This window comes from Devosia sp. Leaf64 (assembly GCF_001421945.1).
Lineage (GTDB): Bacteria > Pseudomonadota > Alphaproteobacteria > Rhizobiales > Devosiaceae > Devosia.
In genome coordinates this window covers 326,551-353,548 of the sequence record NZ_LMLO01000021.1, presented here as the reverse complement: position 1 = coordinate 353,548, position 26,998 = coordinate 326,551, and the positions used below count along the sequence as shown (strand labels likewise).

Genomic DNA, 26,998 nt, shown 5'->3' with positions numbered 1-26,998 from the left:
CCGGAGACACCACTATGCTCATCTTCCTCACGGCCCTCCTTCTTGCCCTTATGGGGTTAGCGCTGGGGGGACTGGGCGGATGGCTCGTCGTCCTTGGCGGCAGTTGGTATTATCTGATCACCGGCATCGGCTTTCTGATCACTGGATATCTCCTCTCCCGCCGCAAGGCCGAGGCGCTTTGGGTCTATTCGGCCATCCTCGTGGGGTCGATCATCTGGGCGATCTGGGAAGTCGGGTTCGACTGGTGGCAGTTGGGCGCGCGAGGCGGCATCATCGTGGTGCTCGGCATCTGGCTGTGGATGCCCTGGATAGGGAAGCGGCTCGAGGGCGGACGGCGCGGTGCTTCACTGATCCTTGCGGTGAGCAATGTGCTCGCCGTTGTCGTCGCTGTTTATTCGATGACGCAGGATCCGCAGGATATCTCGGGTACACTCAACACCGAACAGGTGGCCGCCAATCCCAATCTCGGCGGCGATTTCGAAGACGGCGATTGGCAGCAATATGGGCGCACCAATTATGGCCAGCGCTATTCGCCGCTCGACCAGATCACGACCCAAAATGTCGCGAGTCTCGTGCCAGCATGGACCTATCAGACGGGTGACGTGAAGCTGCCGCAAGATGTGGGCGAGACCACCTATCAGGTCACCCCGATCAAGATCGGCGACACGCTCTATATCTGCACGCCGCATAATCTTGCGATCGCGCTTGATGCTCAGACGGGCACGGAGAAGTGGCGGTTCGATGCGAATTCCGGGCTTAATCCGGACCGGCAGCACCAGACATGCCGCGGGGTGACCTATTGGGCCGACCCTGCAGCGGCTCCTGACGCTGCCTGTGCGGCACGCGTCTACCTGCCGACCGCCGATGCGCGATTGATTGCGCTCGATGCGGCCAATGGGCAGGTGTGTACGACATTTGCAGACGGCGGCACGCTACGACTCGAAGCTGGCATGAAGTATTCGCCGGCTGGATATTACTATTCCACGTCTCCGCCGGTTGCTGTCGACGGGAAGCTGATCATCGGCGGCGCCGTCAACGACAACTATTCGACCCAGTCGCAATCGGGCGTCATCCGTGCCTTCGATGCGCTCACGGGCGCGCTGATCTGGAATTGGGACTCGGGCAATCCGACGCAGACGGCGCCGATCGATATTGCAGGTGGCGAGACCTATACGACGAACTCGCCCAATAGCTGGTCGGTGTTCTCGGTCGATCCTGCCCTGGGTCTCGTCTATGTGCCGCTTGGCAACCAGGTGCCCGATCAGATTGGCATCGGGCGCAGCGAAAGCGTCGAGAAATACTCGTCGTCGATCGTGGCTCTCGATGTCGCGACGGGCCAAGATCGCTGGGTACAGCAGTTTGTGCACCACGATCTCTGGGACATGGACGTGCCGGCGCAGCCGGTACTGCTCGACCTGACAGGAGCCGATGGCCAGACCGTGCCGGCGCTCGTGGGACCAACGAAGCAGGGCGATATTTATGTGCTGAACCGGCAGACCGGCACGCCGATCCTGCCGATCACCGAGGAGCCAGCGCCGCAGGGAACGATCGAGGGCGATTTCGCCTCGCCGACCCAACCCACATCTGCCCTCAGCTTCAAGCCTGCATCGCTGCAGGAGAAGGACATGTGGGGCATCACCATGTTCGATCAGCTGATGTGCCGCATCTCGCTGCATCAGCATCGCTACGAGGGCCGTTACACGCCGCCATCGCTCAAGGGCACGATCGTCTATCCGGGCAATTTCGGGACGTTCAATTGGGGTTCGGTTGCGGTCGATCCGGAACGGCAAGTGATGTTCGGGATGCCGACCTATCTGGCCTTCGCCTCGCGCCTCGTGCCCGCTGACGAAATCCCGCCCAAGGGCGAGGACGAAAAGGCGAGCGAGCAAGGCCTGAACCGCAATGAGGGCGCGCCCTATGGTGTCTTCATGGGCCCGTTCCTCAGCCCACTTGGCGTTCCATGCCAGGCTCCAGGCTGGGGCTTTGTGGCCGGTGCCGATCTGCGGACCGGCGAAATCGCCTATAAGCATCGCAACGGAACAGTGCGCGACATGACGCCCCTGCCCTTGCCATTCAAGGTGGGCGTCCCCGGGATCGGCGGTCCGATCATCACCAAGGGCGGCGTAGCGTTCCTTGGAGCAGCGGTCGACGACTTCTTCCGCGCTTATGATCTGACGACTGGTCAGCAACTGTGGGAAGCCCGTTTGCCCGCCGGCGGCCAATCGACCCCGATGACTTATACCGTCGATGGGAAGCAATATGTGGTGATCGTGGCCGGCGGGCACGGGTCGATTGGCACGAAAGCCGGCGACTATGTTCTGGCCTATATGCTGCCCTAGGGCGGGCTCAAAAGGGGACGTCTGCGTTGCCCGCCAATGCAGACGTACGTGATGGCGAGTACCGGCCGTAGGGGTCAGGCGGCTTCCGAGCCGCACTCAAGGTCTGTGGGTAAATCGCCAGGCTTGCCGAAGAGAAAGCCTTGCACAATATCGCAGTCGATCGCTGCGAGGAGGGCCAGCTCCTCCTCTGTTTCCACGCCCTCAACGATCGTTTGGAGGCCAAGCGAAGCGCCTAGGGACGCGATCGATTTGATCACCTGGCCACCTTTGGGCGTCGCCATTTGACGGGCGAAGGATTGGTCGATCTTGAGCTTGTCCACCGGCAGCGTCGCGAGATAACTGAGCGACGAGTGACCGGTGCCGAAATCGTCGATCGCGATGGACACGCCCAATTCGCGAAGATGCTGCAGTGTCTCGACGATGGACAAATGACCATCGGCGACAAGGCTTTCCGTAATCTCCACATCCAGGCGATCTGCAGGAAATCCACTTCGCTGCAACGCCGATTGAATCATGACGAAAACATCGGACCCAGCGAACTGCACCGGCGCCACATTGATCGATAGCCGGCCCATCCAGCCGCTCTCGATCGCACGTCGGCACGCTTCGTGAGCCACCCAGTTGCCGAGCTGGATGATGGTACCGTTTTCCTCAGCGAGAGGAATGAATTCGGCTGGCGAAACTGGGCCCAGCGCCGCCGAGTGCCAGCGCAGGAGCGCCTCGACACCAAGGGTCTGCCTCGTTCTGCCATCGACCTGCCGCTGGAAAACTAAACTCAGTTCGCCCTTCTCCACCGCGGTGCGCAGCGCAATATCGATTTGACGGCGTCGTTCGAACTGCGCTTCGAAATCGGGCGCGTAGACACATCCGGTGAGACGCGTTCGACGCGCCATGGCGAGAGCCGTCCGAGCTTCCTGCAACAGGACCTCAGAGGATTTTCCGGCGCCCGGAGCGCTCCGTCCCCAAAGCAATTTCAGCTCGATCCGATGCCCTTCGACATCGTAGGGCAGTTCCAGTTTTTCGATCAGCCTCTGGAGGGCAGTGTCGCTCAAGCCAGCGTCTAGACCAATGGCGAAGACCTGACTTTCGATGCGGGCGACCGGACCTCCGACAGACAAAGAGAGGCGGTCATGAAACTGCCGGATCACTTGATCGGCAACATGAAAACCAAGGCTGGCGCCGGCGCTCTCGGCCTGTTCAACGCGGAGGAGAAGAGCACCGGCGGTCTCAGATTCGTTACTCGCATCAAGTGCATCGCACCAGGCGCGCTCCGACAAGGCTCCGGTGTCATCATCATGTGTTGCGAGGAAGACCAGCCTCTTATGCTGTTCGCGCAATTGGCGGCGGCGGAGGATGCGGTCCTCGACAAGTTGAACCACGAGTGCTCCGGCAGCCAGCGCATGGAAACCAACGGTGTCGAATTGGAGCGCTGCTAGCGCATAAGCAACGAAGGCGGCGGCTTCAAAGACCATCATCGCGGTCAAAGCGACAGCGATTGCGAGGCCCAAGCGGCGCCTTGGAAGAAGTGCGCTTCCGAGGAGGAAAAGCGCGCCCCATATCAAAGCCGGCCATGTACCGACCTCAGTGAGAGCGCGGTTGAGCTTGAGTGTTTCGGCCGCAGCAATCTGGACAATTGCACCCGGGACAACGCCGAAACGCGGCACCATGATCAGGTCATGCAGCTCTATGGCACTTGCCCCAACAACAACCTGCTTATTTTCGAGAAGTGCGGGATCAACTGTTCCATCGAGCACGGAGACGGCGGGCACGCGCACGATCTGACCAAGATCAATGGCGTAATCCATGCGCAGGGTCGGCGGGATCGGTTGGCCAGGGCTGAACTGGACAGGGATGGATTTAATGCCGGTATCGGCATCCTTGCCCGGTAGCGACCAGATCAGGCCCGCTTTAAGCCCGTCGATATTGACGAGGGCTTCTTCCGCGTGGGCTGCGAACTCCGGAAGGGGGCGGCTCCAAATTTCATCGCCGGATGCGGCCCGTTGGCGAAATGCGGCGAGATAAGCGTATCCGCCGGCCGCTTCGAGGCTTTTCGCGAAGACCGCGTCTTCCGACGGGTTGGAGCGGGTGCTGAAGTCGATATCGAACGCTATCTCATAGGCACCCATGGCCAGCAAGCGATCGAGCAACCCAGCGTGCAGCGACCGCGGCCACGGCCAGGTGCCGATTTCAGCAAGACTTGCGGCATCGATATCGACGAAGACAATGTCTCCGCTCGGTGCACGATCGGCGGCAGCAAATCGGATATCCCACAATTTGGCGTCGGCGGGCGCCCAAATGCCAAGGGTTGCCGTCGCTGCAAGAAACGACAACAGGCAGATCGTAACGACGATACGCACCGCCTTCGGCATGGCCGCTCCTTTAGTCGGCTGAACGCAGCGGACTAATTGTTCTTGCCATTGCCATTGCCGTTTCCGTTGCCGTTCCCGTTTCCGTTGCCATTGTTACCGTTATTGCCATTGCCGCCCCCCTCGCCGCTTTTGCCGTTGTTGTCGCCCTTGCCGCTATTTTCCTGGCTTCCGTTGCCGTTATTTCCGTTGTTGCCGTTTCCGTTGCCGTTATTTCCGTTGTTCCCGTTGCTGGTACCGTTGTTTACGCCGTCGTCGCTGCCTTTGTTGCCGTTGCCATTCCCGTTTCCATTGTTCCCGTTGTTACCATTTCCGTTGCCGTTATTGCCGTTATTGCCGCCCTCGCCATTTCCGTTGCCGTTGTTGCCATTGCCGTTACCCCCGCCATTGCCTTTCCCCGAATTTCCCGACCCGTCGCCGCCGTTATTTCCCTTACCATTGCCATTGCCATTGCCGTCATTGCCGGTTCCAGGCCCATTGCCGCGGCCGTTATTGCCATTTTCGCCGGATTGCTTGGTAACAGGAGGCTGGCCGCTTCCATCTGCCGAGGCATCAGTGGCCGGTTTTGTTTCCCTGTTTCCGCTGCTGCTGACGAGGACGCCGTCCGAGGTGTAGATCGCGGCCGCACCCATGCCTTCGACCTGAAGCGGAGCTTCGGCGGTGACCGCAGCTTCCTGTCCCGGCCTGACGTCGGCCACGAGATCATTTGAGCTGTCCTGCACCTGGACGACCCCTCGATCGACATCGACAAAAGATCCGCTACCATCGGAGGTGACGGTGAATTTGGTGCCTTTGACGACGGCGGCGAGAAAGGGCGTTTGTACCGAAAAGTGCTGCACGTTGCGCCGCTCAACATCCACAGAGACGACGCCTGCGGCCTGGATGACGGAGGTCATCAGATCGGGGCCGGCGTCTCTGATTTGGACGACGGTGTTGGACCCAAGCGAAAAATGATCGTTGCCCCGGCTGAAGTCCACACGCGCATTGGCGCCGGTCTTGAGACTTGAGCCATCACCGATCTCGAGGCCCCTCGTCACCGGCTGCCAACTGCCATCTGCCTCGACCAAAACCTCGCCTCTTACCCGGTCGGCGGTCCAGGCAGCTGCCATGGCGGCAGACGAAAGCGAAAACAGCAGAGCTGCAACAAGCATGCGAAACATTAGAGGCCTCCAGATCAGGCACTCTCTCACATGCTGAACATCGTGGAGTTACTTAGGTTAAACCCACAGATCACAGCTATCGAACTGGTGAACCAAAGCTTTCGCCAAACAGGGCGTCGACGAGCTGCATGCGCTGCTAGGCAATTTGGCAAATGAGGGAAAGTGGCGGAGAGGAAGGGATTCGAACCCTCGAGACCGTTCCCGATCTGCACCCTTAGCAGGGGTGTGCCTTCGACCACTCGGCCACCTCTCCGGCGGGGTTGGGTCTAGCGAGCGGCGGGGGGGATGGCAAGCGGTTTTTGGACCGGTGCCGGCGAAAGGCTGGGATGGCAGGGTTTCTGTCCATGGCGATTGGCGAGAAGCGCGGCGGGGTCTAGCTTTGACCTCATAATCGAATCGAGAAGGTGGGATGGCGCATGATGATGCGTGGACGGGTCACGGCCATTCTTCGGCTGAGTGCGATTCTCACCGGGCTGTCGGTCGGAGCGGCCGTGTCGCAGGAAATACCTTTGTCGCCAATTGAGGGTGTTTGGCGGGCCGAGCCGCAATCAGAGATCACCATTGCGCCCTGTGAGCTCGGATTTTGCGGCTATCTTAGCAAGATAGTGGTGCCCGAGGATATCTTGAGTGCCGAGGAAGCGGAAGCTGCGGCGAAGATGAGCCCGGAGCAGTTTTTCGACAAGCGCAATGAGGACCCTGCCCTGCGCAATCGGCCGATGCTGGGCCTCCATATGCTGACACTGCGACCGGGCGAGCGGCCGACAGTGTTCGATGGCGAGGTCTATAATCCGCAGGATGGAAAGACCTATTCGGGTTATGTCGAACTGCTCGGGCCCGATGCGCTGCGCCTCAATGGCTGCGTGCTTTATAACGTGATCTGCCGGGGCGAGGATTGGGTGCGGGTGCCGCAGGGGGAGCTCGATGCGCGGGCGGCGGCGGAAGCGCAGTAAGGCGCCTCATCACAACTGGGGAGTTGGGAAGGCCGATGGCCTTCCCGAGTGTTCAGCGGGCGCGCTGGTTGAAGAGGATCTTTTGCGCTTCCTTGTCATCAGCGAGGCTTTTGCCCTGGACGTCCTTGCCCCAGTTGAGGCCGCTCTGGACAGCAGGACGACCACCGACGCGGTCGATCCAGGCGAGCGCATTGGGGAATTCGTCGCGCGTAATTCCATAGCGCTCCCACGACTGGGCCCAGCCGATGGAAGCGATATCGGCGATGGAATAATCACCGGCGATATAATCCTGGCCTTCGAGCTGCTTGTTGAGGACGCCGAAGAGACGGTGGGTCTCGTCGCTATAGCGCTTGATGGCGTAGGGGATTTTTTCGGGGGCATAGACCGAGAAGTGATTGTTCTGGCCGAGCATCGGGCCAAAGCCTCCGACCTGCCAAAAGAGCCACTCGTCGACCTTGACCTGAGCGCGAGTGTCGGTCGGGTAGAACTGGCCGAATTTCAGGCCGAGATATTTCAGGATCGCGCCGGATTCAAAGATCGAGATCGGTTCGCCGCCCGGGCCTTCGGGATCGATGATGGCGGGGATCTTGTTGTTGGGCGAGATGGCCAGGAATTCGGGCGTGAACTGCTCACCCTTGCCGATATCGATGCGGTGATAGTTCCACGGCACGCCCAGCTCTTCGAGCATGATGTGGACCTTCTGCCCGTTCGGCGTGGGCAGGGAGAATGCTTCGATCGGCTTGGTCTGGGTGGTCATAAGGCACCGTCCTGTTTCTGGATGCGATAGGTATATCGGTGTTTTACGATGGTGAGCAATGGGCGGCGGGGAGAGGATCACCCGCCGCACCGGGCCGCCACAGAATACTATTCTCGCATCAGGCGCATTTGGGGCGCACCACTGCCGCGAAGGGCTGGCGAGACGCCGTGGATATCGACCGTGGCCGTGACACGCTGCCGGGTGGCGGCGAACATGAAGTGCGGCGTGACGTTGACTGGTTCATCGAACTGGATGGTCACCTTGTGGTGCTGCATGTCGCTCGAGAGTTGGAGGCCGATGAGGAGGCCACGGAACGGCTGCTCGAGATAATAGCCCTTGACGCGCATGCCGACCTGGAAGGGGACGGCGACGCGATCGGGCAGGCTGGCGCGGGCGGTGTTCCAATCACGGAAGCCATGGGTGCGGGCGATCTCTTCGAGCGCGGCGCCATGCGTGATCGGCTGATTGGCCCGAGCACGCTCTTCGCGCAGGTTCTTGGCTTCGGATTTGAGGGTTTGGGCGGATGGGGTATCGAGGGAAAAAGCCATCGGGTCATCTCCTTGAGGAGGCGACTGGTCCATGGGGGCTCGCTTTGCCATGATGCGCCTCGGAGGAACCGAAGGGTCGTCAGGTCTTCTCAGGCTGGGCTTCACCATGGACATGTGTCCGCGAGCGGCGGGCGCCAGCAACCGGATGCGTCAATGCGCCTTGGCGATGCGGAAGTCAAGACGCGCGGATCACTAGCCGTGATAGAGCGGATCAGACAATTGCGTTGGGCGAATGTCGGCGTTCGGTCTAGGAACAGGTGTTTCCCCTTCGCGGAATTGTCATGACCGAACTTCTGCTTTTCATCGCCGGCCTTTTGGGTGGCGCCGTCAATTCGCTGGCTGGCGGGGGCTCGTTCATCGTTTTTCCGGCTCTGCTGGTTGCAGGCGTGCCGCCAGTTCTCGCCAATGCGTCGAACACATATGCCGCCCTGCCCGGCTATGTCAGCGGCGCGGCAGGCTATTGGAAGTCGGTGGCGCCCTATAAGGACCGGTTGCTGATCTATGGGATCATCGCGGCCGTGTTTGGCTTTGTCGGCGCGGAACTGCTGCTGGTGGTTTCGGACGCGCAGTTTTCGCTGGTCGTGCCCTGGCTGATGGCTTTTGCGGTCGCGCTGTTCATTTTCGGCAATCGGATCAACGGGGCGCTACGCTCGCGCGGTGGCAGACGGTCGGGGATGAAGGCGCTGGGGGCGGTGCTGATCCTCGTGCTGCTCGCCGGGGTGTCGGTCTATGGCGGGTTCTTCAATGCTGGGCTCGGCATTCTGCTCCTGGCATTCCTGGCGCTGGCAGGGATGAGCGACATGCATGCGATGAACGGGCTGAAGCTCTTCATCTCCTCGACCATCGCGCTGGTGGCAGTGGTGCGGTTTGTCTTCAACGGCACGATCGACTGGTATCACGGCTCGATCGCGCTTGTTGGGGTAACGATCGGCGGCTATGTCGCGGCGCGACTGGCGCAGCATATTCCGACGCAGTGGATCCGTGTTGGGGTCATCGTTTATGGGATCGCGATGACAGGGTATTTTTTCTGGCGGGCTTATGGGCAGGGGTGAGCGCCGGACGGCGGTGAGCCTCCGGATATGCGTGGACGGGCTCCCGAGGCTCTCACGCCCCTAGAGTGTGTGAAAAAAGTGAGGCGTGTAAGCCTCGGGAGCGCCTTTTTTCGGACAGGTCTCACAGCGCCTCTTTGATCGCTCGTCGCGAGGCGGCCAGTCCCGAACGCGTCTGGGAGACGAAACCCGACGAAGGCCCTCCCCGCTCCTGTCGTCTGCAGACCGTCCGTGCGGGGATGGATGGGCAGAGGATAGCGGAGGTTTTGGGGCCGGGGATAAGGGGCATAAGATTGGTGCTGGTACTGCCAGACGCGCGATGTAACCCCGGCGGAGGCCGGGGGCCATCCTGAGTTGGCTGGGCGCTATCAATTTATCTGGGCTCACCCATGTCCGGCGATGGGCCCCGGCATTCGCCGGGGTGACAGCAGGTGGCTCAGTAAGATGGTACCAAACATCTGGCCCAATGGCGCTAGTCGGACTTCCTAATCCACACCGCTGCGTCGTGGAACGGTACGCCGCCAAATGGAGGGGCGGGTTGGGCGGAGGTGAGCATGTTGATACCCTGCCCGCCGCGATGGGCCTTATTGCGGTGGAGGCCTTCGGCGATGAGGGTGCCGGTGGGGAGGCCCGGGAAGATGCGGGCTGTCAGGTGAACTTCGCCGCGCTGATTGCCGAGGGTGACGGCGTCTCCATCGGATATCGTCAGGCGGGCGGCGTCTTCAGGATGGATGAAGACGGAGGGTTCACCCTCGCGCTTGAGGCTGCCGGCGGTCTGGTTGAAGGACGAATTGAGGAAGGCACGGGCCGGGCTAGTCGCGAGCTTGAACGGATGCTCGGCATCGGTCTTTTCGGTAATGTCCCAATGATCGGCGAAGCGGGGCATGATCGATGGATCGCAGACCCAGCGATAACCTTTCCGGCGCGCGACTTCATCCCAATCGGGCTTGAACCGATAGCGGCCATCGGCCCAGCCAAAGCCCTTGGCAAAGCGAGCGACGTCGTCGGGGCGCTCCTTGTCGATGAAACCGGTTTTTTCGACTTCTTCGAGCGTCGGCAGACCTGAGCGGGCAAAGGTATCCGCGACGACTTCGCGATCGGTGGTTGTGAAGGTCGGGTCGGTATTGCCGAGGCGGAGAGCCAGGGCGTTGATGACCTCGTGGTTGGAACGCGCCTCGCCGGGCGCCTCGACGACTGCGGGGCCGTAGAGAATGCGAGTGTGGCCGCCGCGGGTGTAATAATCGTTGTGTTCGAGGAACATGGTGGCGGGCAGGACGATATCGGCCAGTTCCGCCGTTTCGGTCATGAACTGCTCGTGGACGACGAGGAAGAGATCGTCGCGCATCAGACCCTGGCGCACCAAAGCCTGATCGGGAGCGACGCAGGCGGGATTGGTGTTTTGGACGATAATGGCATGGACCGGCGCACCATTCTGGAGCGCGGCGGCATTGCCCGTGAGGATCGGGCCAATCTCGGACATGTCGAGGACGCGGGGCGTGCCCTTTTGCAGGTGCGTGCCTTCAAGGCGCGATTTGTCGAGATTCCAGGTGCCGGAATTGGAATGGAACGCGCCGCCGCCGCGATGCTGCCAAGAGCCGAGCATGGCGGGGAGCGACAGCGCCGCGTGCATGGCCGTGGCGCCATTGGTCTGGCGGGAGAAGCCATAGCCAAGTCGGAAGAAGGTTTTTGGCGTTTTGCCGATGAGGTGGGCAAATTCCTCGATTTCGGCGACGGTGAGGCCGGTGATCTCGGCGGCCCATTCGGGCGTGCGGGTCGCGAGATGGGCTTCGAATTCGGGCGAGAAATCGGTGAACTCGGCCATATAAGCGCGGTCGGCGAGGCCATCGCGCAAGAGGACGTGCATCGTCGCGACAGCGAGGGCGCCATCGGTGCCGGGGCGAAGGACGATGCCGAGATCGGCCTGTTCCATGGTGGCATTGCGATAGATATCGACGACCACGATTTTTGCCGCGCGGGTTTTGCGGGCGCGCATGGCGTGGGTCATGACGTTGACCTGGGTATGCACCGCATTGGTGCCCCAGATGACGACGCAGTCGCTCTCAGCCATCTGCTCGGGATTTACCCCGCCGAGAAGGCCGGTGCCGGCAATATAGCCGGGCCAGGCGAGGCCGGTGCAGATGGTGTCGTATTGATGCGAATAGCCGCGGACGGCGCGGAGGCGCTCGATGCCATCGCGATGCACATGGCCCATGGTGCCGGCATAAAAATAGGGCCAGATGGCTTCTGGGCCGTGCTGCGCTTCGATGTCTAGGAAGCGGGCGGCGATTTCGTCCAGCGCTTCATCCCAGGAAATGCGCTGCCACTGCCCTGCCCCCTTGGGACCGGTGCGGCGCATGGGGTGGGTCAGGCGCTCGGGATGATGGATGCGCTCGGCATAGCGGGCGACTTTTTCGCAGATGACGCCGGCCGTGTAGGGATCGTCCTTGGCGCCGCGGACGCGGCCGACCGTGCCATCGGCGAGGATATCGACATCGAGGGCGCAGACCGACGGGCAGTCATGCGGGCAAACGGAGCGGATGGTGCGCGGGGGGATCTGGGCGTTCATGACGCCAAGGTATTAGAGGCCGCGCGCCTCGACAATCGCATTGTGGTTATGGGTGTGATTTGTGAGCGTGATGGCGCCCCCACCTAGCATCTCTTGGCTAGGTACTTGGCACGCATCTGGCCAACCCACCTGGCTTCCCTCGGGCCTGACCCGAGGGTCACTCGCCCACGCCTAGGCGCTTGTGGCTCTAGCACAGGCCCTCGGGTCAAGCCCGAGGGAAAGCGCGGTGGGTGGTATAGAAGGAGAGGAGGACAAAATGTCCTCACACTTCAACGGTCCAGATTGATCAGTCCGCTAGCAGGCGGCGGGAACCGTTGATGGCTCAGGCAGCGAAAGCCTTGGTGGCGGTTTCGGCGTTGCGCATGGCCCGGGTCGCGGCGTGCTTGGCGAGCTGGGAGGCGCCGCCATGGAACTGGGAGAAGGTGATGCGGCCAGTGGTGCCGGTGATGGTGATGCCGCGCCAGTTGGGGCGGACCGAATGGACCTCGGACCAGTCGAGGCTGGTTTCGCGACCCATGGCGGTACGATGGGTGACCTGACGGTTGTCCCAGCGGGTGTTGGTAAAGAGGCCAACCATGCCGATGCCGGCGGCGCCTGCACCGAGGAGAAGGACGGCGATATAGGTGGCGATGAGCTGGGTCGTGTCGGCAGCGCTGCTCATGAAGATCACGGCGAAAAGCAGAACGGCGGCGAGCGCGGCGGCGCCGTAGCAGGCAAAGTACTCGACGAGCGAGGGACGGAGTTCGGCCCAGCCGCCCTCAATGGTAATGCCATCTTCAGGCTGCACCAGACGGAGCGCGAGAAACGCAGCATAGCCGAAGGCCACAACACCAGCGGCGCGCGACAGCGGTAGATGCGCTGTGAGCGGCAGGTATTTCAGAGCAATGAGCACGGTAATCACGAACAGTGGCAAAGCCACTTCCTGCCAACGCAAGGGCACGCTTGTTTCTCCAGATGTCCGGGGCCGGCGACGCTATTTCGGCGAGTGATATCGTGAAGAGTACAGGGATAAAGTGATTTGACCATTCACAAATCCGCAAGGAGCGGCCGCGCTGCAATGGCCGGTAGCGAGTGTTGCTAAAGCGCCACCTCGTCTATTTGAAGAAGCGGCTCCAGCAGTGATTCAACGGCATGCAGAGTTGCATCCGCATGCCGTCCTAAGTCTTTCAGATATCTGCACTTATTGGCCTCGCGGACCAATTTCCGCCGTTTAGCGGGCAGCCAGAGCCGGGGCGCCCACCATGGCGGCGGTTGCGGCTTCCTCCGCTTCGATTTCGGCGGCGGGCGCCTGACGAAGTGTGTTGGCGAGAGGCCGTTCTTCGAGGAGCCAAGCGAGCGCGAAGGCGAGGATGGCGGCACCCGCAGCGGTGTAGAACACCGGATGCAGCGCGCTGGCGAAGGCTTCGAGCACACGCTCACGAACTTCCGGCGGGAGGGCCGCAACGGCGCTGGCGCTGAAGCTTGTGCCGCTACCTTCGGGCATGACATCGCCGAGGCGCGCGGCAAGGCCGCTCGAGAAGATGGCGCCGAAGACCGACACACCGATCGAACCGCCGATCTGCCGGAAGAGTGTGACACCCGCTGTGGCGGCACCGACGATGTCGCGGGAAACCGCGTTCTGGGTTGCCGTAACGCTGACGTTGTTGACGGGGCCAATGCCGGCGCCGACGAGGAACATATAGGCCGCGATCTGCACCGAGGGCGTATCGAGCTGCATATTGGCGAGGGCAAGGAGGCCGATCACCAGAACGAAAGTCGAGGCCAGCGGCAGCATCTTATAGCGGCCCGTGCGGGTCATGATGAAGCCCGAGGCCGTCGAGGCGCCGATGAGGCCGATCATCATGGGCACGAGCTGCAGGGCGGAATCGGTCGGCGAGACGCCCTTGGCGAGCTGGAGATACATGGGCAGGAAGGTGATCGAGCCGAACATGGCCATGCCGACGAGGAAGCCGACGGCGCTCGTCACCGCGAAGGTATTGTTGCGGAAAAGATCGAGCGGCAGGACCGGTTCGGCGGCCCGGCTTTCAACCCAGACAAAGGCGCCGAGGAAGACCAGAGCGCCGACGACGAGGCCGATGATCTGGAGCGAGAACCAGCCGAAGGTGTTACCGCCGAGCGAGGTGGCAAGCACGAATGCAGTCAGGCCGCCCGAGAGCAGGACGAAGCCGGCATAGTCGATCGAATGCTTGACGCGTTCGGCGCGGGGCTTGAGAGCCACGGCGATGACGGCGAGCGCAAGTACCCCGACCGGCAAGTTGATGAGGAAAATCCACTGCCAGGAGAGGTGTTCGACGATAAAGCCGCCGAGCAGCGGGCCGACGACCGTGGCGACGCCGAAGACGGCGCCGAAAAGGCCCTGGACCTTGCCGCGCTGACGCGGGGGAATGATGTCCGCCACGACAGTCATGGCGACGACCATGAGGCCACCGCCGCCGAGACCCTGAATGGCGCGGGCAGCAATCAGGAAGGTCATGGAGGTCGCCATGGCCGAGAGCACGGCGCCGCCGAGGAAGATGACGATGGCGGCTTGCAACACGATCTTGCGGCCGAAGAGATCGCCCAACTTGCCGTAGATGGGGGCAACCACGGTCGAGCTCAGGAGATAGGCGATGACCACCCAGGTGAGGTGATCGAGGCCACCGAGCTGGCCAACAATGGAGGGCAAAGCGGTCGAGACGATGGTCTGGCCAAGCGAGGCGAGGAGAAGGGTGACGGCGACGGCCCCGATGACCAGCTTGGTCGATGGGTCCTGCATCGCATCGTCCAGTTGAATGGGGTCCGGCATTGAGGCAATCCTTAAAACAAGCGGGGCCGGGATTGAGCCGGCCCTTGCGAAACGATATTTGAAAGCATACATGTGCCTCAAGCAATTACATGTCAATAGCATGCAATTGACTTAAGCATGCGATTTTATGGAAGCTGCCATGCCTCTGAGCGCCAAGACCGAATTGAACGCCCTGCTGCTAAAGGCCGGCATCGCCCATGACACCGCGGAGGCGGTTATGGATATCGACGCATTGATGCAGAAATGGCGGCGCCGCGCGATGAAGCGCGAACTGGGGAACCGAGCCCTTGTGGATCTGCGGATCGGCATCGACCTGGCGCAACTCGACGTGCTGTTTGCCATCGACGGCCCCTCCTCCGAGTTCGATAACGAGGCGTCGGGTGAGACGATGGTCGCGACTGTGGCCGAGCGGCTCAATATCGATCCGTCGCGGGCGAGCCGGCTTGTCGGCGATATGGTGGACGAGAGATTTGCCCGGCGGGCGGTCAGCCAAGCGGATGCGCGGCGGACGATCATCGAACTGACGCCGAAGGGCAAGGCCGTGGTCGATGCGGTGCGCGCCTACAAATATCTAATCATGGGCGACTTTTTGGGGAGCTGGGAGAAGGCGGAGGTGGATGCCTTCGTGCCGCTGCTCAAGCGGTTCGGCAGCTGGATGGACAGGATCGAGCCCGCAACCGAAAAGCATAGCGCAGAGATTGCGGCGATTGCCGAGACAATCGCTGAAGATGTCACGCAATCCGAAAATGTGTAATGGGCTTCATGAAAACGATTTAATGGACGTTTTCGGCTAGCCACGTTACGTCTTTCCCTTCTCGGGGGAGGATGAGATGGCGGGGACTTCGCATGTGCCGGTGACGGCATTGCTTGGATTGAACATGTTCTTTTCAGGCGTGACCTATGCCGCGACCATGCCCTATGCGTCGCTGGTTGGCGTCGACACGCTGGGGCTGACGCCGGGCTGGTTCGCCTCAATCATGAGCCTCGGCGCGGTGCTCGGGACGTTTGTTTCGCTCGGGCTCGGCTTTCTCTCGGACAAATTGCGCGATCGAAGGCTGCTGGTTTTGATCACCGCAGCGGCAGGCGTTTTGGCGCATGGATTGATCTACGCGTTTCCAGCGCAGTGGAGCTTTGCCGTTGCCATGGGCCTGATCATGCCTCTGGCGGGCGCCTGTTATGGGCAGTGCTTTGGCTATATCCGCGTCTTCTACGTGACGCGCGATCCGAAGCGGGCGGACTTTATGGTCACGGCGCTGCGGACGGTGTTCACGCTGGCCTGGATCGTGGTGCCGCCAGTGGCCGGTTGGGTCGCCGGCCAATTCAGCATTTTCTACGTCTATCTCGCCTCGTCACTGAGCTACGGGGCGATTGCGCTGATCTTTGCGGCGCTGATGACCAATGAGGCGACAGCGGTTCAGATCAATGCGCCGAAGCGCGCCGAGGGTGCATCACTGCTCTCGACCTTTGCTCTGCCGTTTGGAACGCTTGCCGGCCTTGTCGGGCTGATCGTGATGACGGCGGCCATGCGCATTCTGACGTTTACGATTGCACTTTTCATCGTCAGCGATCTCGGCGGATCGGTGGGCGACGTCGGGTTTTATGCCGGGATAACCGCGGCAGTCGAGGCGCCGTGCATGTTGCTGCTGGCCTATCTCACGACCCAGCTGACCAAGGAAACGCTGCTCGCCTTGGCGGGCGTGGTGATGGCGGTGTTTATCGGCATGGTCAGTATTTTGACCGAGATTTCAGCGCTCTATTGGCTATTGATCCTCAACGGCCTCGGGACCGCGGCCCTGATGAGCGTCAATATCGCCTATGTCCAAGACGCGATCAAAGGCCGGGTGGGGCTATCGACGTCGCTGATGGATGTCGTGGCTATCGCAGCCAATCTGCTCGGCGCGACGGCATTTGGCCTTCTCACAACCGGGGGAGACTATCGCTTCGCGCTGATGGTGGGGGCAATCGTGTCGCTACTGGGTGCTGCGATCATGGCTTTCGGCAATTTGTCCCGGCTTGGCACGCCAAGACCAGTTGAAGCCGCATAGGCTGTTTTTGACTGAAAGAATAAATCCCCGCCCGGAGGCGGGGATAGATAGGCGATGGGCTTGAGGGTTAGTCCTGAGCGCGGACCTTTTTGTGGTCCTTGACCTTGGGGCGCTTGGGCGGCTGGGCGTCGCCTTCGAGCGTGGGCTTGGACCACTTTGGCTTGCCCTTGTTCTTGTCGAAGGGCTTGGCTTCCTTGGGCTTGCGCGGCTTTGGGGCGCTTTCCGTGGCCGGGGCAAAATCGTCGGCGCGGAGGTTGGACGAGCCGTAACGCTGCTTGCGGTCGGCTTTTTCCGGGCGGGGAGCGGCGGGATCGTAGGCAACCGGTGGGCCGGGCGGGCGGCGCTTGGATTGCGGGCGTTCCGAACGTTCGCCGGGGCCATCGACCGCCGAGATATAGACACCCTTTTCGCCGGTGCCGTTCTTTCCGACGCTCTTGATGAAGCTATCGACCTTATCGGCGGCGACTTCGAAAATGGTTTCGGTATCGAAGATACGGATCGAGCCCACGGCCGACTTGGTGACGCCACCGGCCTTGCAGATCATGGGCAGGAGCCAACGTGGCTCGGCGCGCTGCTTGCGGCCGACCGTGACCTTGAACCAGCTACCGCCGGCGAAAGATTCGCGCGTGCGCGGCTCGCGCTTGTCGAAATCGGTGACGGGGATAGATGAGACGTCTTCGGGGATCGGACGGGCGGCCAACTGCATGCGGAGATAGGCTGCAGCCAGGGCTTCCGGCGCCCATTTCGTTAACAATCCGGTAACACTGACCTGCTCGTCTTCGGTGATCGGGTCACTGAGGAGCGTGTTGGTCAGGATCGACTCGCGATAGCGCGCATCGATGGACTCGGCGGTCGGCGGTGCGGTGAGTTCAGCCTCGATTTTCGCGGTGCGGAGGATCGATTGCGCGACCCGCTTGCGATGGGCGGGAGAAATGACGACGCAGGTGCCTTGGCGCCCTGCCCGGCCGGTGCGGCCCGAACGGTGCAACAGGGTTTCGGCATTCATCGGCAGTTCGGCATGGATGACGAGATCGAGATTAGGGAGATCGATGCCGCGCGCGGCAACGTCGGTCGCAACGCAAATGCGGGCGCGGCCATCGCGCATGGCCTGGAGCGCGTTGGTGCGCTCGGCCTGGGTCAGTTCGCCGGAGAGCGTCACGACATCGAAGCCGCGATTGTGGAGGCGGGCCGAGAGGTGCTTCACTGCTTCGCGGGTCGAAGCGAAGACGATCGTGTTGGTGCTTTCGTACCAAAGGAGCGTGTTGATGACGGCGTTTTCGCGCTCGTCGGCCGGTACGACCATGAGCTTGTAGTCGATATCGGCATGCTGCTCGCCGGACGAGGTGGCGGTGATCCGCAGAGCATTGCGCTGGAAGGTTTCGGCCAGCTTGGCGATGGGCTTGGCGACCGTCGCCGAGAACAGCAGCGTGCGGCGTTCTTCGGGGGCGGCGGCGAGAATGAATTCGAGGTCTTCGCGGAAGCCGAGGTCAAGCATTTCGTCGGCTTCGTCGAGAACGACGGCGCGGAGCGAGGACATATCGAGGGCGCCGCGGGTGATGTGATCGCGAAGACGGCCCGGCGTGCCGACGACGATGTGGGCGCCATGCTGAAGCGCGCGACGCTCAGTGCGGGCATCCATGCCGCCGACACAGGAGACGATGCGGGCCCCCATCTGGGCATAGAGCCATTCAAGCTCGCGTTGCACCTGCATGGCCAGTTCGCGCGTCGGGGCGATGACGAGGCCACGGGGCAGTTCGGCGCGCGGGAGGACTTCGGCGCCATCGAGAAGGGTCGGCGCGATCGCCATGCCGAAGGCAACGGTTTTGCCCGAGCCGGTCTGGGCGGAAACCAGGAGATCGCGGCCTTCGGCCTCGTCTTCGATGACGGCGGACTGGACGGGGGTGAGGTTCTCATAGCCCTTGGCCGCAAGGGTTGCGGCGATCGGGGCGAAAATCGTTTCAGGCAGGGCCATCTTTGGCTTTCAAGACAAGCAGCCAAAGAGCGGTCGTTCCTCAAGTGCAAGTGGAACATTCCCGTTCGAAACGGCTGACAATTTTTGGGTTCCCGCTTTGGCGGGAGCGGAACCGTGGCGCGAGGTGGATCGCATCACGGAATAGGAAAAGGCCGCCTCGCGAGACGGCCTCGATAATGGGCTTTTAGAGATTGGGCCTCGGAAGCGCAAGGCTAGCCGGTGCATGAGGGGCACCGGCCGATCGCATGGCTTGGGGCGAGACCCCCTCACCGACCCGGCTGCGCCGGGCCACCTCTCCCCGAGAGGGAGAGGTGAAAGGAAGAGGCGGCAACCAGCCCTTCGCGGGGCTCAGGGCGTAAGTTGCTCAAATCGCTCCACCGGAGCGATTGGCCGGCTGGCTAAAGCCAGCCGTCGCAACTTACCCAACCAGCTCTTCGTCCTTGAAGAAGTACTTGATTTCTTCGGCAGCGGTTTCCGGAGCGTCGGAGCCGTGGACCGAGTTTTCGCCGACGGAAAGAGCGAATTCCTTGCGGATGGTGCCTTCAGCAGCGTTGGCTGGGTTGGTTGCGCCCATGATTTCGCGGTTCTTGAGAATGGCGCCTTCGCCTTCGAGGACCTGAACGACGACTGGCGAAGCAATCATCTGCTCGACGAGTTCGCCGAAGAAGGGGCGTTCCTTGTGGACCGCGTAGAAGCCTTCGGCCTGAGCGCGCGTCATGTGGATCTTCTTGAATGCGATCGGGCGGAGACCGGCTTCTTCGAACTTGGTCACGATCTTGCCGATGAGGTTACGACGGACGGCATCGGGCTTGATGATGGAGAAGGTGCGTTCAATCGCCATGGCGGAGAAGATCCTGCATTTGCGTGGGAAAGGTCGCGCCTTTTAGCGGGAGAGTTTGACGGAGGCAAGACGGGGCATTTGTCGCCTTGCTATGGTGCCGGGAGGATTAACGATGTCACCCCGGCGGAGGCCGGGGCCCATCCTGAGATCCCAAGATGGATCCCGGCTCAAGGCCGGGATGACGGCCGGTGGCGGGCGTGAAAAGAGTTCAGTCGTGGTCGACGTCTGTTGTGCCGGTGGCGATGACGGAGCCATCGGGGGCGGTCAGGGTGACGTCGATGCGTGAGATGATGTTTTCGGCCTGGATGGTCTGTTCGACTTCGATTTCCTGGATCTGCTGGGTGCAAACTTCGGCGGTCGAGATCGTCGGGAAGGTCACGGCGAGCGTGCCATCGAAGAGGTCGCCGATTTCGGCGGGGCCGACCTGTTCGCAGGCGCTGCCATCATAGTCGAAATCAATGGTGATCTGATTTGGATTGATGCGAGTGGCATCAAGATCGTCGAGGGTCTTGCCGGTCTGTTGCGCAAAAGCTGGGGCGGCAAGGCCGATGGATGCAACAAGGGCGAGGGCGATACGGGCGTCTAACATGGGGCGTCCTTTCTGGCTCGAAGTGATGCAGGAATGTCCTAAAGCGCGATAAGATGCATGAAATGTGCCGACAGAATGTCGCGGCGGGACGCAAGCCGGTTGCGTTGGCCGGATCGGGACTTTATCCAGCAGCCAGATACTTTGCTGCCGTCCCCTGCCCTATCCTGGGGTCTGGCCTGCGCCTTTTCCAATTTCGGATCGATATCTCCCCGCCATGCTGAACATCACCAATATTACCTATCGCATCGAGGGCCGGGAGCTGTTCGAGGACGCATCGGTGGTCATTCCGACGGGCTCGAAGACCGGCTTTGTGGGCAAGAATGGCACCGGCAAGACGACGCTGTTTCACCTGATCCAGGGCCATATCAATCTTGATGCCGGTAGTATCGAACTGAACAAGAAGGCGCGGATCGGCGGGGTGGCGCAGGAAGCGCCGGCCGGGGACGAGAGCGTGCTCGACGTGGTGCTGGCGGCCGACAAGGAGCGCACGGCGCTGCTCGCGGAAGCGGAAACCGCGACGGACCCGGACCGGATCGCGGAAGTCTATACGCGGCTGGCCGATATCGATGCCTATTCGGCCGATGCGCGGGCTTCATCCATTCTGAAGGGGCTCGGGTTCGAGCAGGATCGGCAAAACGGGCCGACGCGGGAGCTTTCGGGCGGGTGGCGCATGCGTGTGGCGCTGGCAGCGGTGTTGTTCAGCCAGCCCGACCTGTTGCTGCTCGACGAACCGACCAACTACCTCGATCTCGAGGGTACGTTATGGCTCGAAAAGTACCTTGCCACCTATCCCTATACCGTCTTCATGATCAGCCACGATCGTGACCTTCTCAACAAGTCGGTCAATTCGATCGTGCATCTCGAGCATCGGAAACTGACCTTCTACAAGGGCAATTACGACACGTTCGAGAGCACGCGCCGGATGCAGATGGAGCTCCATAACAAGAGCCGCGACAAGGCGCTGGACCAAGTGGCGCATCTGCAAAAGTTCGTCGATCGCTTCAAGGCGAAGGCCACCAAGGCCAAGCAGGCGCAATCGCGCATGAAGATGATCGAAAAGCTCAAGCCACCGGCGGCTTTGTTCGATGAATTCTCGGCGCCGTTCAAATTCCAGCAGCCCAAAGCCGAGGCGGCGACGCCGATGTTGACGCTCGATGGCGTTTCGGCCGGCTATGGCGACAAGACCATTTTGCGCAATATCAATATGCGCATCGATCCCGATGACCGGATCGCGCTGATCGGCGTCAATGGCAACGGCAAATCGACTTTTGCCAAACTTTTGGCCGGCGATATCGAGCCGATGGCTGGACAATTGCGGAAGGGCAAGAAGCTCGAAATCGCGCACTTTGCGCAGCACCAGATGGATAAGCTCAGGCCCGAATGGACGCCCTTCGAGCATGTGGTCGACATGATGCCGACCGACACCGAAGCCAAGCGCCGGAGCCGGTTGAGCCAAATGGGGCTAACCAAATCGCGCATGGACACCAAGGCGAAGAACCTTTCGGGTGGCGAGCGCGCGCGTCTCCTCATGGGTCTCATCACTTTTGGCGGGCCGGGGATGATGATCCTCGACGAACCGACCAACCACCTCGACATCGATAGCCGCGATGCGCTGGTGCATGCGCTCAATGATTATGAGGGCGCTGTGCTGATCATCAGCCACGATCGCCATTTGATCGAGGCGACCTGCGATACGCTCTGGATTGCCGAAGGCGGCACGATCAAGGAGCTGGACGAAGACCTCGACAGCTACCAGCGCAGCATTACCTCGGGCAAGGAAGGCAAATCCTCAGGCCCGGGCGGCACGGGGGCGCGAAAGCTATCCAAGCAGGAGGCTGCAGCACGTCGCGCGGAACTGGCGCCGCTCAAATCCTCGATTAAGGATGCGGAAACCAAGATTTCCCGTTTGAAGGTGGAAATTGCCAAAATCGAGAGCCAACTCGCCGACCCCAAAGTTTACAACGGGGCGGCCGATCGCGTGATCGCGCTCGGCAAGGACAAGGCGCGCTTTGGCGCTGATCTCGAAACCACCGAAGAGCAATGGCTGGCGCTCAGCGCCGAGCTGGAGGACGCGGAGCGCGCATGAGCAAGCTGACGGCGCAGGATGTCATCTTTACGCTCGAGATGGAGCGGCACCCCGAAGGCGGCTGGTATGCCCAGACTTTTGTCGATGTGGGCGGTGAAAGCGGCCGTGCGCAATCGACGGCGATCTATTATCTGCTCGAAGCTGGCGACCGCTCGCATTGGCACAAGGTCGACGCGATCGAGGTGTGGCATTATTACGCCGGAGCTGCACTCGAATTGCAGCTTTCCGACGGGGTGACGACCGATCCGCATGTGTTGGGATCGGACCTCGCAGCGGGGCAAAGGCCTCAGGTCGTGGTGCCGCGCGATGTGTGGCAAGCGGCCAAAACGCTGGGGGATTGGACACTGGTGGGCTGCACCGTCGCGCCCGGCTTTGAGTTTTCCGGGTTCGAACTGGCGCTGCCCGACTGGCATCCGGGTCGTTAACCTGGGACCACCCAATGCGTTGACAGGTCTGCCCGATTGGCATCTGCTGGCGCCGATTTCACTGGATCTGCAGGCAGTTCATGCGGCGTTTTGCGGTTGCTGTTTCCCTCGTCCTGTCACTCCTCGCGCCGCCTGCCATGGCGCAGGATCTGACGGGGATTACCAAGCAGCAGCGCAACGATATGATTGGCTTTGCCGCCAATAACAGCCTCTTTGTGCTCTATCATGAGGTGGGGCATCTGCTGATCGACCAGCTCAGCCTGCCGGTGCTGGGGCGCGAGGAAGACGCGGCAGACAATATGGCGACCTGGACGCTGCTCAACGAGCACACCCCTGAGGCCAACAAAGCGCTGGAGGACGCGGCCGAGGGATGGCTGCTGACGGGGGCGGCCTATAATAGCGGCAAATATGAAGAGGATTTTGCGGCAGCGCATAGCCTTGATAAGCAGCGTGCCTATCAGATCGTCTGCATGATGGTGGGGAGTGACGATACCTCCTTCCGGCCCATTGCCAATCAATATGCCATCGGCCGCGACCGGCAGGACAGTTGCTTTTGGGATTTCGACCTTGTTGATCGGAGCCTGAGGAGCGTGCTCTCCGAGCATGTGGCGGAAAATGACGAGGGCACCACGGTCAACGTGACCTATCACGATGCCGGGGGGAAGCTGCGGCTGGCGGCCGACGCGTTCCGCTCGAGTGGGGTGTTCGATAAGGTCGCGGCTAACCTGCGCAAGAGCTACAACATCCGCCGGCCGGTGCGCTTCAATGCCAAGCGCTGTGGCGAGGCCAACGCGTTTTACGATCCGGACACGACCGAAATCATCTTCTGCTACGAGCTGATGAAGGATTTCATGGAGCTTTATGCGGCGGAACTGCCGGAGCCGGACGGGCCGCCAAAATCGGGCGCCGGGAAGGTCAAGAGCGGGGATTGAAGAGCGTAGTATCGCGCTTTCGACTGAGTTGACCTCGCGCGTCATCCCCGCGCAGGCGGGGATCCATCTTGGGGTCTCAGGATGGGCCCCGGCCTTCGCCGGGGTGACATTCGGTGGCGATGATGTCTTTCAGTCTAACTAAAACCCACATAGCGACCGGGCTTGTGGTTGAGGGCAATGATGAGGTTGAGGACCAGCGCGCCCAGGACGGAATAGAGCACGCTCTCCAAAGGCAGGATGAAGAAGGCGGCGAGGAGGATGCAGGCGTCGACGCCGAGCTGGAAATAACCGGCGCGGATACCGAAATTATCCTGCAGATAGAGGGCGAGAATATTGATGCCGCCCACGCTCGCCTTATGTCGGAAGAGCGAGAGAATGCCGAGGCCGATGAGGCCACCGCCGACGAGCGCGGCAAAGAGCGGATGGATCTGGTCGATGCCGATCCAGCCCGGAATTTGGCTCGTGAACAAGGACACTAGCGCCACGCAAAGGATCGTCTTGACGGCGAAGGGCCAGCCCATACGCAGGAACGCGAGGACATAGAACGGCAGGTTGATGCAGAAGAACAGCACGCCAAAGGGAATGCCGGTGACATATTGGATGAGCAGCGCGAGGCCGGCGCTGCTGCCTGTGGTCAGTTGGACTTCGGAATAAAAGGCGATGCCGAGCGAGACCAGCATGGTGCCGATCAGCATGGCGAAGAGGTCTTCGGGCAGCGTGTGGCGGCTGGGGGTCGCAAGGTCCGGCGTCATGCCTTTTTCACCCAGCGGCCGTCGGCTTCCTGCTGCCAATAGGTGACCTCGTTGCCGTTCCGGAGCGTGCGCCAGGCGTTGCGGGCTTCGGCGACGGCGTCGGGATCGTGGCCGGAGAACATATAGACGATGCGTTTGTAGCCATCGGCGGATTGCGGCACGGCGCGATCGACGAAGAAGCGGACCACAGCCTCATTGGGATTGGCGGCGGGATCGTCTGTCAGAAGGATGGGTTGATGGGCGTCAGTTTCTTCGCCGCCAAGGCCATGGGGCAGGAAAGAATCGTCGCGATAGATCCAGAGCATGGCATCGAGCGCTTCGGCGCGGTCGCGGCTGCCGGTTTCGACCACGGCGCGCCAGCCGCGCTCGAGCGTCTTTTCGAGAAGCTGCGGCAGCACGGATTCGAGGGGGCGGACTTCGAGATGATAGAAGAGGACTTCGGCCATGTTTTCACCCTAGCTGGCCGATGGCCGAAGCGCTAGGAGCGGCAAGCGGGCAACAGGTTTGCAAGAACAAGGCTTTGCGCGCGCAGAGCAATTGCGACGAATCCAGCTTTGCACCATGGTGCGAAAAGCTCTTTGTTTTAGCGCATGTCTTTGTCCCGAAACCGGTACTCACTTTCGGGAGACATGCTTTGGGTCGCCGGCCATGGTTGCGACGCAGAAGGATGACAGCCTGACGGCATGAGACGCCTGACGACCTATCTCGCCCGCCTCTTTGCGACGGACGCGCTGATTCTGACGGGAATCGTGTGCCTCCTGCTTTGGCTGGTCAATTGCCTCAGGCAGTTTGAGCTGGTTTCCATCAAGGGCCAGGGCTTTGGCACGCTTGCCGTGCAGGCGCTTTATACGATGCCGCCGCTGCTGCTGGCCTTCTTCTATATCTGCGTCGGGATCGGGATGATCCGGGCGCTCAATGCCATCGGGCTCAGCCGGGAACTCCACATTATCCACGCAACGCGCGGTACCAGCGGGATCTGGCGCGCGGCGGTGTTGGTAATGGGCGGTGCGGTGGCGGTGGTACTGCTACTGGCCCATGTTATCGAGCCGATGGCGAACCGGAAATTTGCCGATTTGACGGCGGAAGTCGCGGCCGATCTCGTGAGTTCGACGCTGCGGCCGGGACGGTTTACGCAGGTGACGCCGGGCGTGATCCTGCTTATTGGCGGGCGACAGCCGGGCGGGGAAATCGTCGACTTCTTTGCCGATGATCGCCGGACGCCGGAATCGCGCCGGACCTATATCGCCGAGAGCGCGCGGGTTTCGAGCGATGGGCAGAACTACGTGCTCGAATTGCGCAATGGCGTGCTGCAATATCTAGAGGATGACGGGCGCTATTCCGAAGTGCGGTTCAGCCGCTATGACGTGAGCGTCGATAGCCTCGCCCAACCGATCGCGGGCGGAGACAATCTCGGTGAACGCGACAGTTTTGATCTTCTAAGCCAAGCGATGGGAAATGGGTTTGCCGAGCCCGAGGTCGTGCAGCGATTGCTGGATCGCTCGGCCGAAGCCCTGCGGGTGATTGCGCTGGGGCTGTTCACGCTGGCGCTGGGTGCATTTCCGAGTGGAAAGCGCGCACGCATTCCGCTGCCGCTCGAGGCTATCGTCTTGCTGGTCGGCTTTGCCGAGCGTGGGGTTGGGACGTACAGCCCGCTCGGCATCGGTACGGGATCGGTGCTGCTTATCCTCCTCTCCGCCGCCGTACTAACAGTCCGGCTCTGGCCGCGCCGACCGATTCCCATGGTGAACGCATGACGCGGATCGATTGGCTGGTGCTCAAGCGGCTGGGGAGCCGCATCGGCGCGACGGTTTTCATTTTCTATGGGCTGATCGCGCTCGTCGAATCGCTCGATGCGTGGCGGTTCACCGTGGTTTCCGAGCAGGCCGGGACATTCATGGCCATGGTCATGGTGGCGATGAGCGCGGTGCGCTGGACCATCAAGACCTTGCCAGTGACGGTCTTGATGGGTGCCATCCTCGGGCTCGCCGATCTCAAGGCGCGGCATGAGCTGACGGTCATCAAGGCGAGCGGCATTTCGATCTGGCGCGCGGTGCGGGCGCCGACGATTGCCATGGTGCTGATCAGCTTTGTCATTGCGCTTGGGGCAGAAACGGCGAGCACAGAGATCAATCGTGGCCTCTACCCGACCCCGCCGGGCCAAGCCGCGCTCCTGACGCCGCCGGGGGAAATCTGGATCGAACAGGAAGGCGATGGGCAGCGCTATGTGCTTTTGGCGCGATCAATGTCGCCGGGCGGCACGGAACTGACCGATGTGACCCTGTTCCGTTCGGGCGATGGCATTCCGCGGCTCGAAGCGCCGACAGCGATTCTCGAGAGCGGACACTGGCGCATGCCGCAGGCGACGGCCAGAACGCCGGAAGCGCCGCCGCGCGTGCTCTATGATTATCAGGTGCCGACCGATTCCACGCCGCAGGAAATCAGCCTCAAGCTGGCATCAACGGAAGACATGACTTTTTTCGATCTGGCCGAGCTTTTGCAGACCGGCGTGGCCGATCCCTTGGTGCGGGCGGCGGCGACAATGCGGCTCTTCAAGCTGCTCTCGCTGCCACTTGTGCTTTGCGGTTCGCTGTTCATTGCCTTTGCGTTTACCGCAGGTTATCGAAGGGACACTAGTCTAGGTCCAGCGGTCCTTTATGGCATCGTGCTCGGATTTGTTGTGTTCGTGATTACCGAGATGGCCGACCGCGCTGGTTCGACAGGCGTTCTCGACCCCACGTTCGCAGCAGTCGGCCCGGCTCTGGTCGCCATCGTGATTGGTGTAACAGTGCTGCTGCACAAGGAAGACGGACGAACGTGAAGCAGAACGGGGGACAGA

At 61.4% G+C, this 26,998-nt stretch carries 22 protein-coding genes and 1 tRNA gene; 10 read left to right on the top strand and 13 right to left on the bottom strand.

The annotated features are described in order from the left end of the window. Positions 1-14: 14 nt before the first annotated feature. Positions 15-2,339 carry a glucose/quinate/shikimate family membrane-bound PQQ-dependent dehydrogenase gene (locus tag ASE94_RS14610; protein ID WP_062631009.1) on the top strand — a complete coding sequence of 775 codons (2,325 nt, stop codon included), beginning with the start codon at positions 15-17 and terminating at the stop codon, positions 2,337-2,339. Positions 2,340-2,413: 74 nt separating this feature from the next. On the opposite strand, the gene ASE94_RS14605 is transcribed toward ASE94_RS14610, so the two are convergent. The 3 genes from ASE94_RS14605 to ASE94_RS14595 all read right to left on the bottom strand — a co-directional run bounded on the left by ASE94_RS14605 (position 2,414) and on the right by ASE94_RS14595 (position 6,118). After that, a complete protein-coding gene (locus tag ASE94_RS14605; RefSeq protein WP_062631008.1) occupies positions 2,414-4,708 on the bottom strand; it encodes an EAL domain-containing protein in 2,295 nt (764 codons plus the stop codon). 32 nt (positions 4,709-4,740) lie between these two features. Next, positions 4,741-5,814 carry a FecR family protein gene (locus tag ASE94_RS14600; protein ID WP_162236101.1) on the bottom strand — a complete coding sequence of 358 codons (1,074 nt, stop codon included), beginning with the start codon at positions 5,812-5,814 and terminating at the stop codon, positions 4,741-4,743. A 214-nt stretch (positions 5,815-6,028) separates the two neighbouring features. Then, a tRNA-Ser gene (locus tag ASE94_RS14595) sits at positions 6,029-6,118 on the bottom strand. 163 nt (positions 6,119-6,281) lie between these two features. Here ASE94_RS14595 and ASE94_RS14590 point away from each other — a divergent pair. Further along, on the top strand, positions 6,282-6,815 hold the full coding sequence (locus ASE94_RS14590; protein WP_062631006.1) for a DUF2147 domain-containing protein: 534 nt from the start codon (positions 6,282-6,284) through the stop codon (positions 6,813-6,815). 52 nt (positions 6,816-6,867) lie between these two features. On the opposite strand, the gene ASE94_RS14585 is transcribed toward ASE94_RS14590, so the two are convergent. After that, entirely contained in the window at positions 6,868-7,572 is a 705-nt protein-coding gene (locus ASE94_RS14585) for a glutathione S-transferase N-terminal domain-containing protein (protein WP_062631005.1), read from the bottom strand. Between the two features lie 107 nt (positions 7,573-7,679). Continuing rightward, complete coding sequence (locus ASE94_RS14580; protein ID WP_062631004.1) at positions 7,680-8,120, bottom strand: glyoxalase superfamily protein; 441 nt, start codon at positions 8,118-8,120, stop codon at positions 7,680-7,682. Between the two features lie 281 nt (positions 8,121-8,401). On the opposite strand from ASE94_RS14580, the gene ASE94_RS14575 reads away from it, so the two are divergent. Beyond that, positions 8,402-9,172, top strand: a complete 771-nt coding sequence (locus tag ASE94_RS14575; RefSeq protein WP_061907131.1) for a sulfite exporter TauE/SafE family protein — start codon at positions 8,402-8,404, stop codon at positions 9,170-9,172. Between the two features lie 469 nt (positions 9,173-9,641). Here ASE94_RS14575 and ASE94_RS14570 read toward each other — a convergent pair whose 3' ends face one another. From ASE94_RS14570 to ASE94_RS14560, 3 genes are all read right to left on the bottom strand, one after another. Further along, positions 9,642-11,735: a molybdopterin-dependent oxidoreductase gene (locus ASE94_RS14570; RefSeq protein WP_062631003.1), complete on the bottom strand. Its 2,094-nt coding sequence runs from the start codon at positions 11,733-11,735 to the stop codon at positions 9,642-9,644. A gap of 322 nt (positions 11,736-12,057) precedes the next feature. Further along, positions 12,058-12,675 carry a hypothetical protein gene (locus tag ASE94_RS14565; protein WP_156352163.1) on the bottom strand — a complete coding sequence of 206 codons (618 nt, stop codon included), beginning with the start codon at positions 12,673-12,675 and terminating at the stop codon, positions 12,058-12,060. Positions 12,676-12,945: 270 nt separating this feature from the next. After that, positions 12,946-14,520, bottom strand: coding sequence for an MDR family MFS transporter (locus ASE94_RS14560; protein ID WP_062631001.1), 1,575 nt, complete (start codon positions 14,518-14,520; stop codon positions 12,946-12,948). Positions 14,521-14,659: 139 nt separating this feature from the next. Between ASE94_RS14560 and ASE94_RS14555 the strand changes: the two genes are divergently transcribed. Further along, complete coding sequence (locus ASE94_RS14555; RefSeq protein WP_162236100.1) at positions 14,660-15,274, top strand: MarR family winged helix-turn-helix transcriptional regulator; 615 nt, start codon at positions 14,660-14,662, stop codon at positions 15,272-15,274. A gap of 76 nt (positions 15,275-15,350) precedes the next feature. Beyond that, complete coding sequence (locus tag ASE94_RS14550; RefSeq protein WP_062630999.1) at positions 15,351-16,565, top strand: MFS transporter; 1,215 nt, start codon at positions 15,351-15,353, stop codon at positions 16,563-16,565. A gap of 67 nt (positions 16,566-16,632) precedes the next feature. Here ASE94_RS14550 and ASE94_RS14545 read toward each other — a convergent pair whose 3' ends face one another. The 3 genes from ASE94_RS14545 to ASE94_RS14535 form a co-directional block, all read right to left on the bottom strand. Then, entirely contained in the window at positions 16,633-18,537 is a 1,905-nt protein-coding gene (locus tag ASE94_RS14545) for a DEAD/DEAH box helicase (protein WP_062630998.1), read from the bottom strand. A gap of 418 nt (positions 18,538-18,955) precedes the next feature. Next, on the bottom strand, positions 18,956-19,378 hold the full coding sequence (gene ndk, locus ASE94_RS14540; RefSeq protein WP_061907138.1) for a nucleoside-diphosphate kinase: 423 nt from the start codon (positions 19,376-19,378) through the stop codon (positions 18,956-18,958). Between the two features lie 208 nt (positions 19,379-19,586). Further along, a complete protein-coding gene (locus ASE94_RS14535) occupies positions 19,587-19,967 on the bottom strand; it encodes a hypothetical protein (protein ID WP_062630997.1) in 381 nt (126 codons plus the stop codon). 214 nt (positions 19,968-20,181) lie between these two features. On the opposite strand from ASE94_RS14535, the gene ASE94_RS14530 reads away from it, so the two are divergent. The 3 genes from ASE94_RS14530 (at position 20,182) to ASE94_RS14520 (ending at position 23,410) form a co-directional block, all read left to right on the top strand. After that, positions 20,182-22,053: an ABC-F family ATP-binding cassette domain-containing protein gene (locus ASE94_RS14530; RefSeq protein WP_062630996.1), complete on the top strand. Its 1,872-nt coding sequence runs from the start codon at positions 20,182-20,184 to the stop codon at positions 22,051-22,053. Next, positions 22,050-22,478: a cupin domain-containing protein gene (locus ASE94_RS14525; protein ID WP_062630995.1), complete on the top strand. Its 429-nt coding sequence runs from the start codon at positions 22,050-22,052 to the stop codon at positions 22,476-22,478. Before ASE94_RS14530 ends, ASE94_RS14525 begins: the two co-directional genes overlap by 4 nt. A gap of 80 nt (positions 22,479-22,558) precedes the next feature. After that, on the top strand, positions 22,559-23,410 hold the full coding sequence (locus ASE94_RS14520) for a DUF4344 domain-containing metallopeptidase (protein WP_062630994.1): 852 nt from the start codon (positions 22,559-22,561) through the stop codon (positions 23,408-23,410). 134 nt (positions 23,411-23,544) lie between these two features. Here the strand turns inward: ASE94_RS14520 and ASE94_RS14515 are convergent, their stop codons facing one another. Both ASE94_RS14515 and ASE94_RS14510 read right to left on the bottom strand, forming a co-directional pair. Next, a complete protein-coding gene (locus ASE94_RS14515) occupies positions 23,545-24,162 on the bottom strand; it encodes a YitT family protein (protein WP_062630993.1) in 618 nt (205 codons plus the stop codon). Further along, on the bottom strand, positions 24,159-24,608 hold the full coding sequence (locus ASE94_RS14510) for a DNA polymerase III subunit chi (RefSeq protein WP_061907144.1): 450 nt from the start codon (positions 24,606-24,608) through the stop codon (positions 24,159-24,161). The genes ASE94_RS14515 and ASE94_RS14510 overlap by 4 nt, the downstream gene beginning before the upstream one ends. A 237-nt stretch (positions 24,609-24,845) precedes the next feature. Between ASE94_RS14510 and ASE94_RS14505 the strand changes: the two genes are divergently transcribed. Continuing rightward, positions 24,846-25,916, top strand: coding sequence for an LptF/LptG family permease (locus tag ASE94_RS14505; protein WP_062630992.1), 1,071 nt, complete (start codon positions 24,846-24,848; stop codon positions 25,914-25,916). After that, positions 25,913-26,980, top strand: a complete 1,068-nt coding sequence (locus tag ASE94_RS14500; protein WP_062630991.1) for an LptF/LptG family permease — start codon at positions 25,913-25,915, stop codon at positions 26,978-26,980. Before ASE94_RS14505 ends, ASE94_RS14500 begins: the two co-directional genes overlap by 4 nt. The last annotated feature ends 18 nt before the right edge of the window (positions 26,981-26,998 follow it).

Coding starts and splice junctions, on each gene's coding strand:
- ASE94_RS14510 (WP_061907144.1), bottom strand. CDS start 24,608: ATGGCCGAAGTCCTCTTCTATCATCTCGAAGTCCGCCCCCTCGAATCC.
- ASE94_RS14590 (WP_062631006.1), top strand. CDS start 6,282: ATGATGATGCGTGGACGGGTCACGGCCATTCTTCGGCTGAGTGCGATT.
- ASE94_RS14520 (WP_062630994.1), top strand. CDS start 22,559: ATGCGGCGTTTTGCGGTTGCTGTTTCCCTCGTCCTGTCACTCCTCGCG.
- ASE94_RS14530 (WP_062630996.1), top strand. CDS start 20,182: ATGCTGAACATCACCAATATTACCTATCGCATCGAGGGCCGGGAGCTG.
- ASE94_RS14575 (WP_061907131.1), top strand. CDS start 8,402: ATGACCGAACTTCTGCTTTTCATCGCCGGCCTTTTGGGTGGCGCCGTC.
- ASE94_RS14500 (WP_062630991.1), top strand. CDS start 25,913: ATGACGCGGATCGATTGGCTGGTGCTCAAGCGGCTGGGGAGCCGCATC.
- ASE94_RS14535 (WP_062630997.1), bottom strand. CDS start 19,967: ATGTTAGACGCCCGTATCGCCCTCGCCCTTGTTGCATCCATCGGCCTT.
- ASE94_RS14585 (WP_062631005.1), bottom strand. CDS start 7,572: ATGACCACCCAGACCAAGCCGATCGAAGCATTCTCCCTGCCCACGCCG.
- ASE94_RS14610 (WP_062631009.1), top strand. CDS start 15: ATGCTCATCTTCCTCACGGCCCTCCTTCTTGCCCTTATGGGGTTAGCG.
- ASE94_RS14550 (WP_062630999.1), top strand. CDS start 15,351: ATGGCGGGGACTTCGCATGTGCCGGTGACGGCATTGCTTGGATTGAAC.
- ASE94_RS14515 (WP_062630993.1), bottom strand. CDS start 24,162: ATGACGCCGGACCTTGCGACCCCCAGCCGCCACACGCTGCCCGAAGAC.
- ASE94_RS14525 (WP_062630995.1), top strand. CDS start 22,050: ATGAGCAAGCTGACGGCGCAGGATGTCATCTTTACGCTCGAGATGGAG.
- ASE94_RS14555 (WP_162236100.1), top strand. CDS start 14,660: ATGCCTCTGAGCGCCAAGACCGAATTGAACGCCCTGCTGCTAAAGGCC.
- ASE94_RS14505 (WP_062630992.1), top strand. CDS start 24,846: ATGAGACGCCTGACGACCTATCTCGCCCGCCTCTTTGCGACGGACGCG.
- ASE94_RS14560 (WP_062631001.1), bottom strand. CDS start 14,520: ATGCCGGACCCCATTCAACTGGACGATGCGATGCAGGACCCATCGACC.
- ASE94_RS14545 (WP_062630998.1), bottom strand. CDS start 18,537: ATGGCCCTGCCTGAAACGATTTTCGCCCCGATCGCCGCAACCCTTGCG.
- ASE94_RS14600 (WP_162236101.1), bottom strand. CDS start 5,814: ATGGCAGCTGCCTGGACCGCCGACCGGGTAAGAGGCGAGGTTTTGGTC.
- ndk (WP_061907138.1), bottom strand. CDS start 19,378: ATGGCGATTGAACGCACCTTCTCCATCATCAAGCCCGATGCCGTCCGT.
- ASE94_RS14580 (WP_062631004.1), bottom strand. CDS start 8,120: ATGGCTTTTTCCCTCGATACCCCATCCGCCCAAACCCTCAAATCCGAA.
- ASE94_RS14605 (WP_062631008.1), bottom strand. CDS start 4,708: ATGCCGAAGGCGGTGCGTATCGTCGTTACGATCTGCCTGTTGTCGTTT.
- ASE94_RS14570 (WP_062631003.1), bottom strand. CDS start 11,735: ATGAACGCCCAGATCCCCCCGCGCACCATCCGCTCCGTTTGCCCGCAT.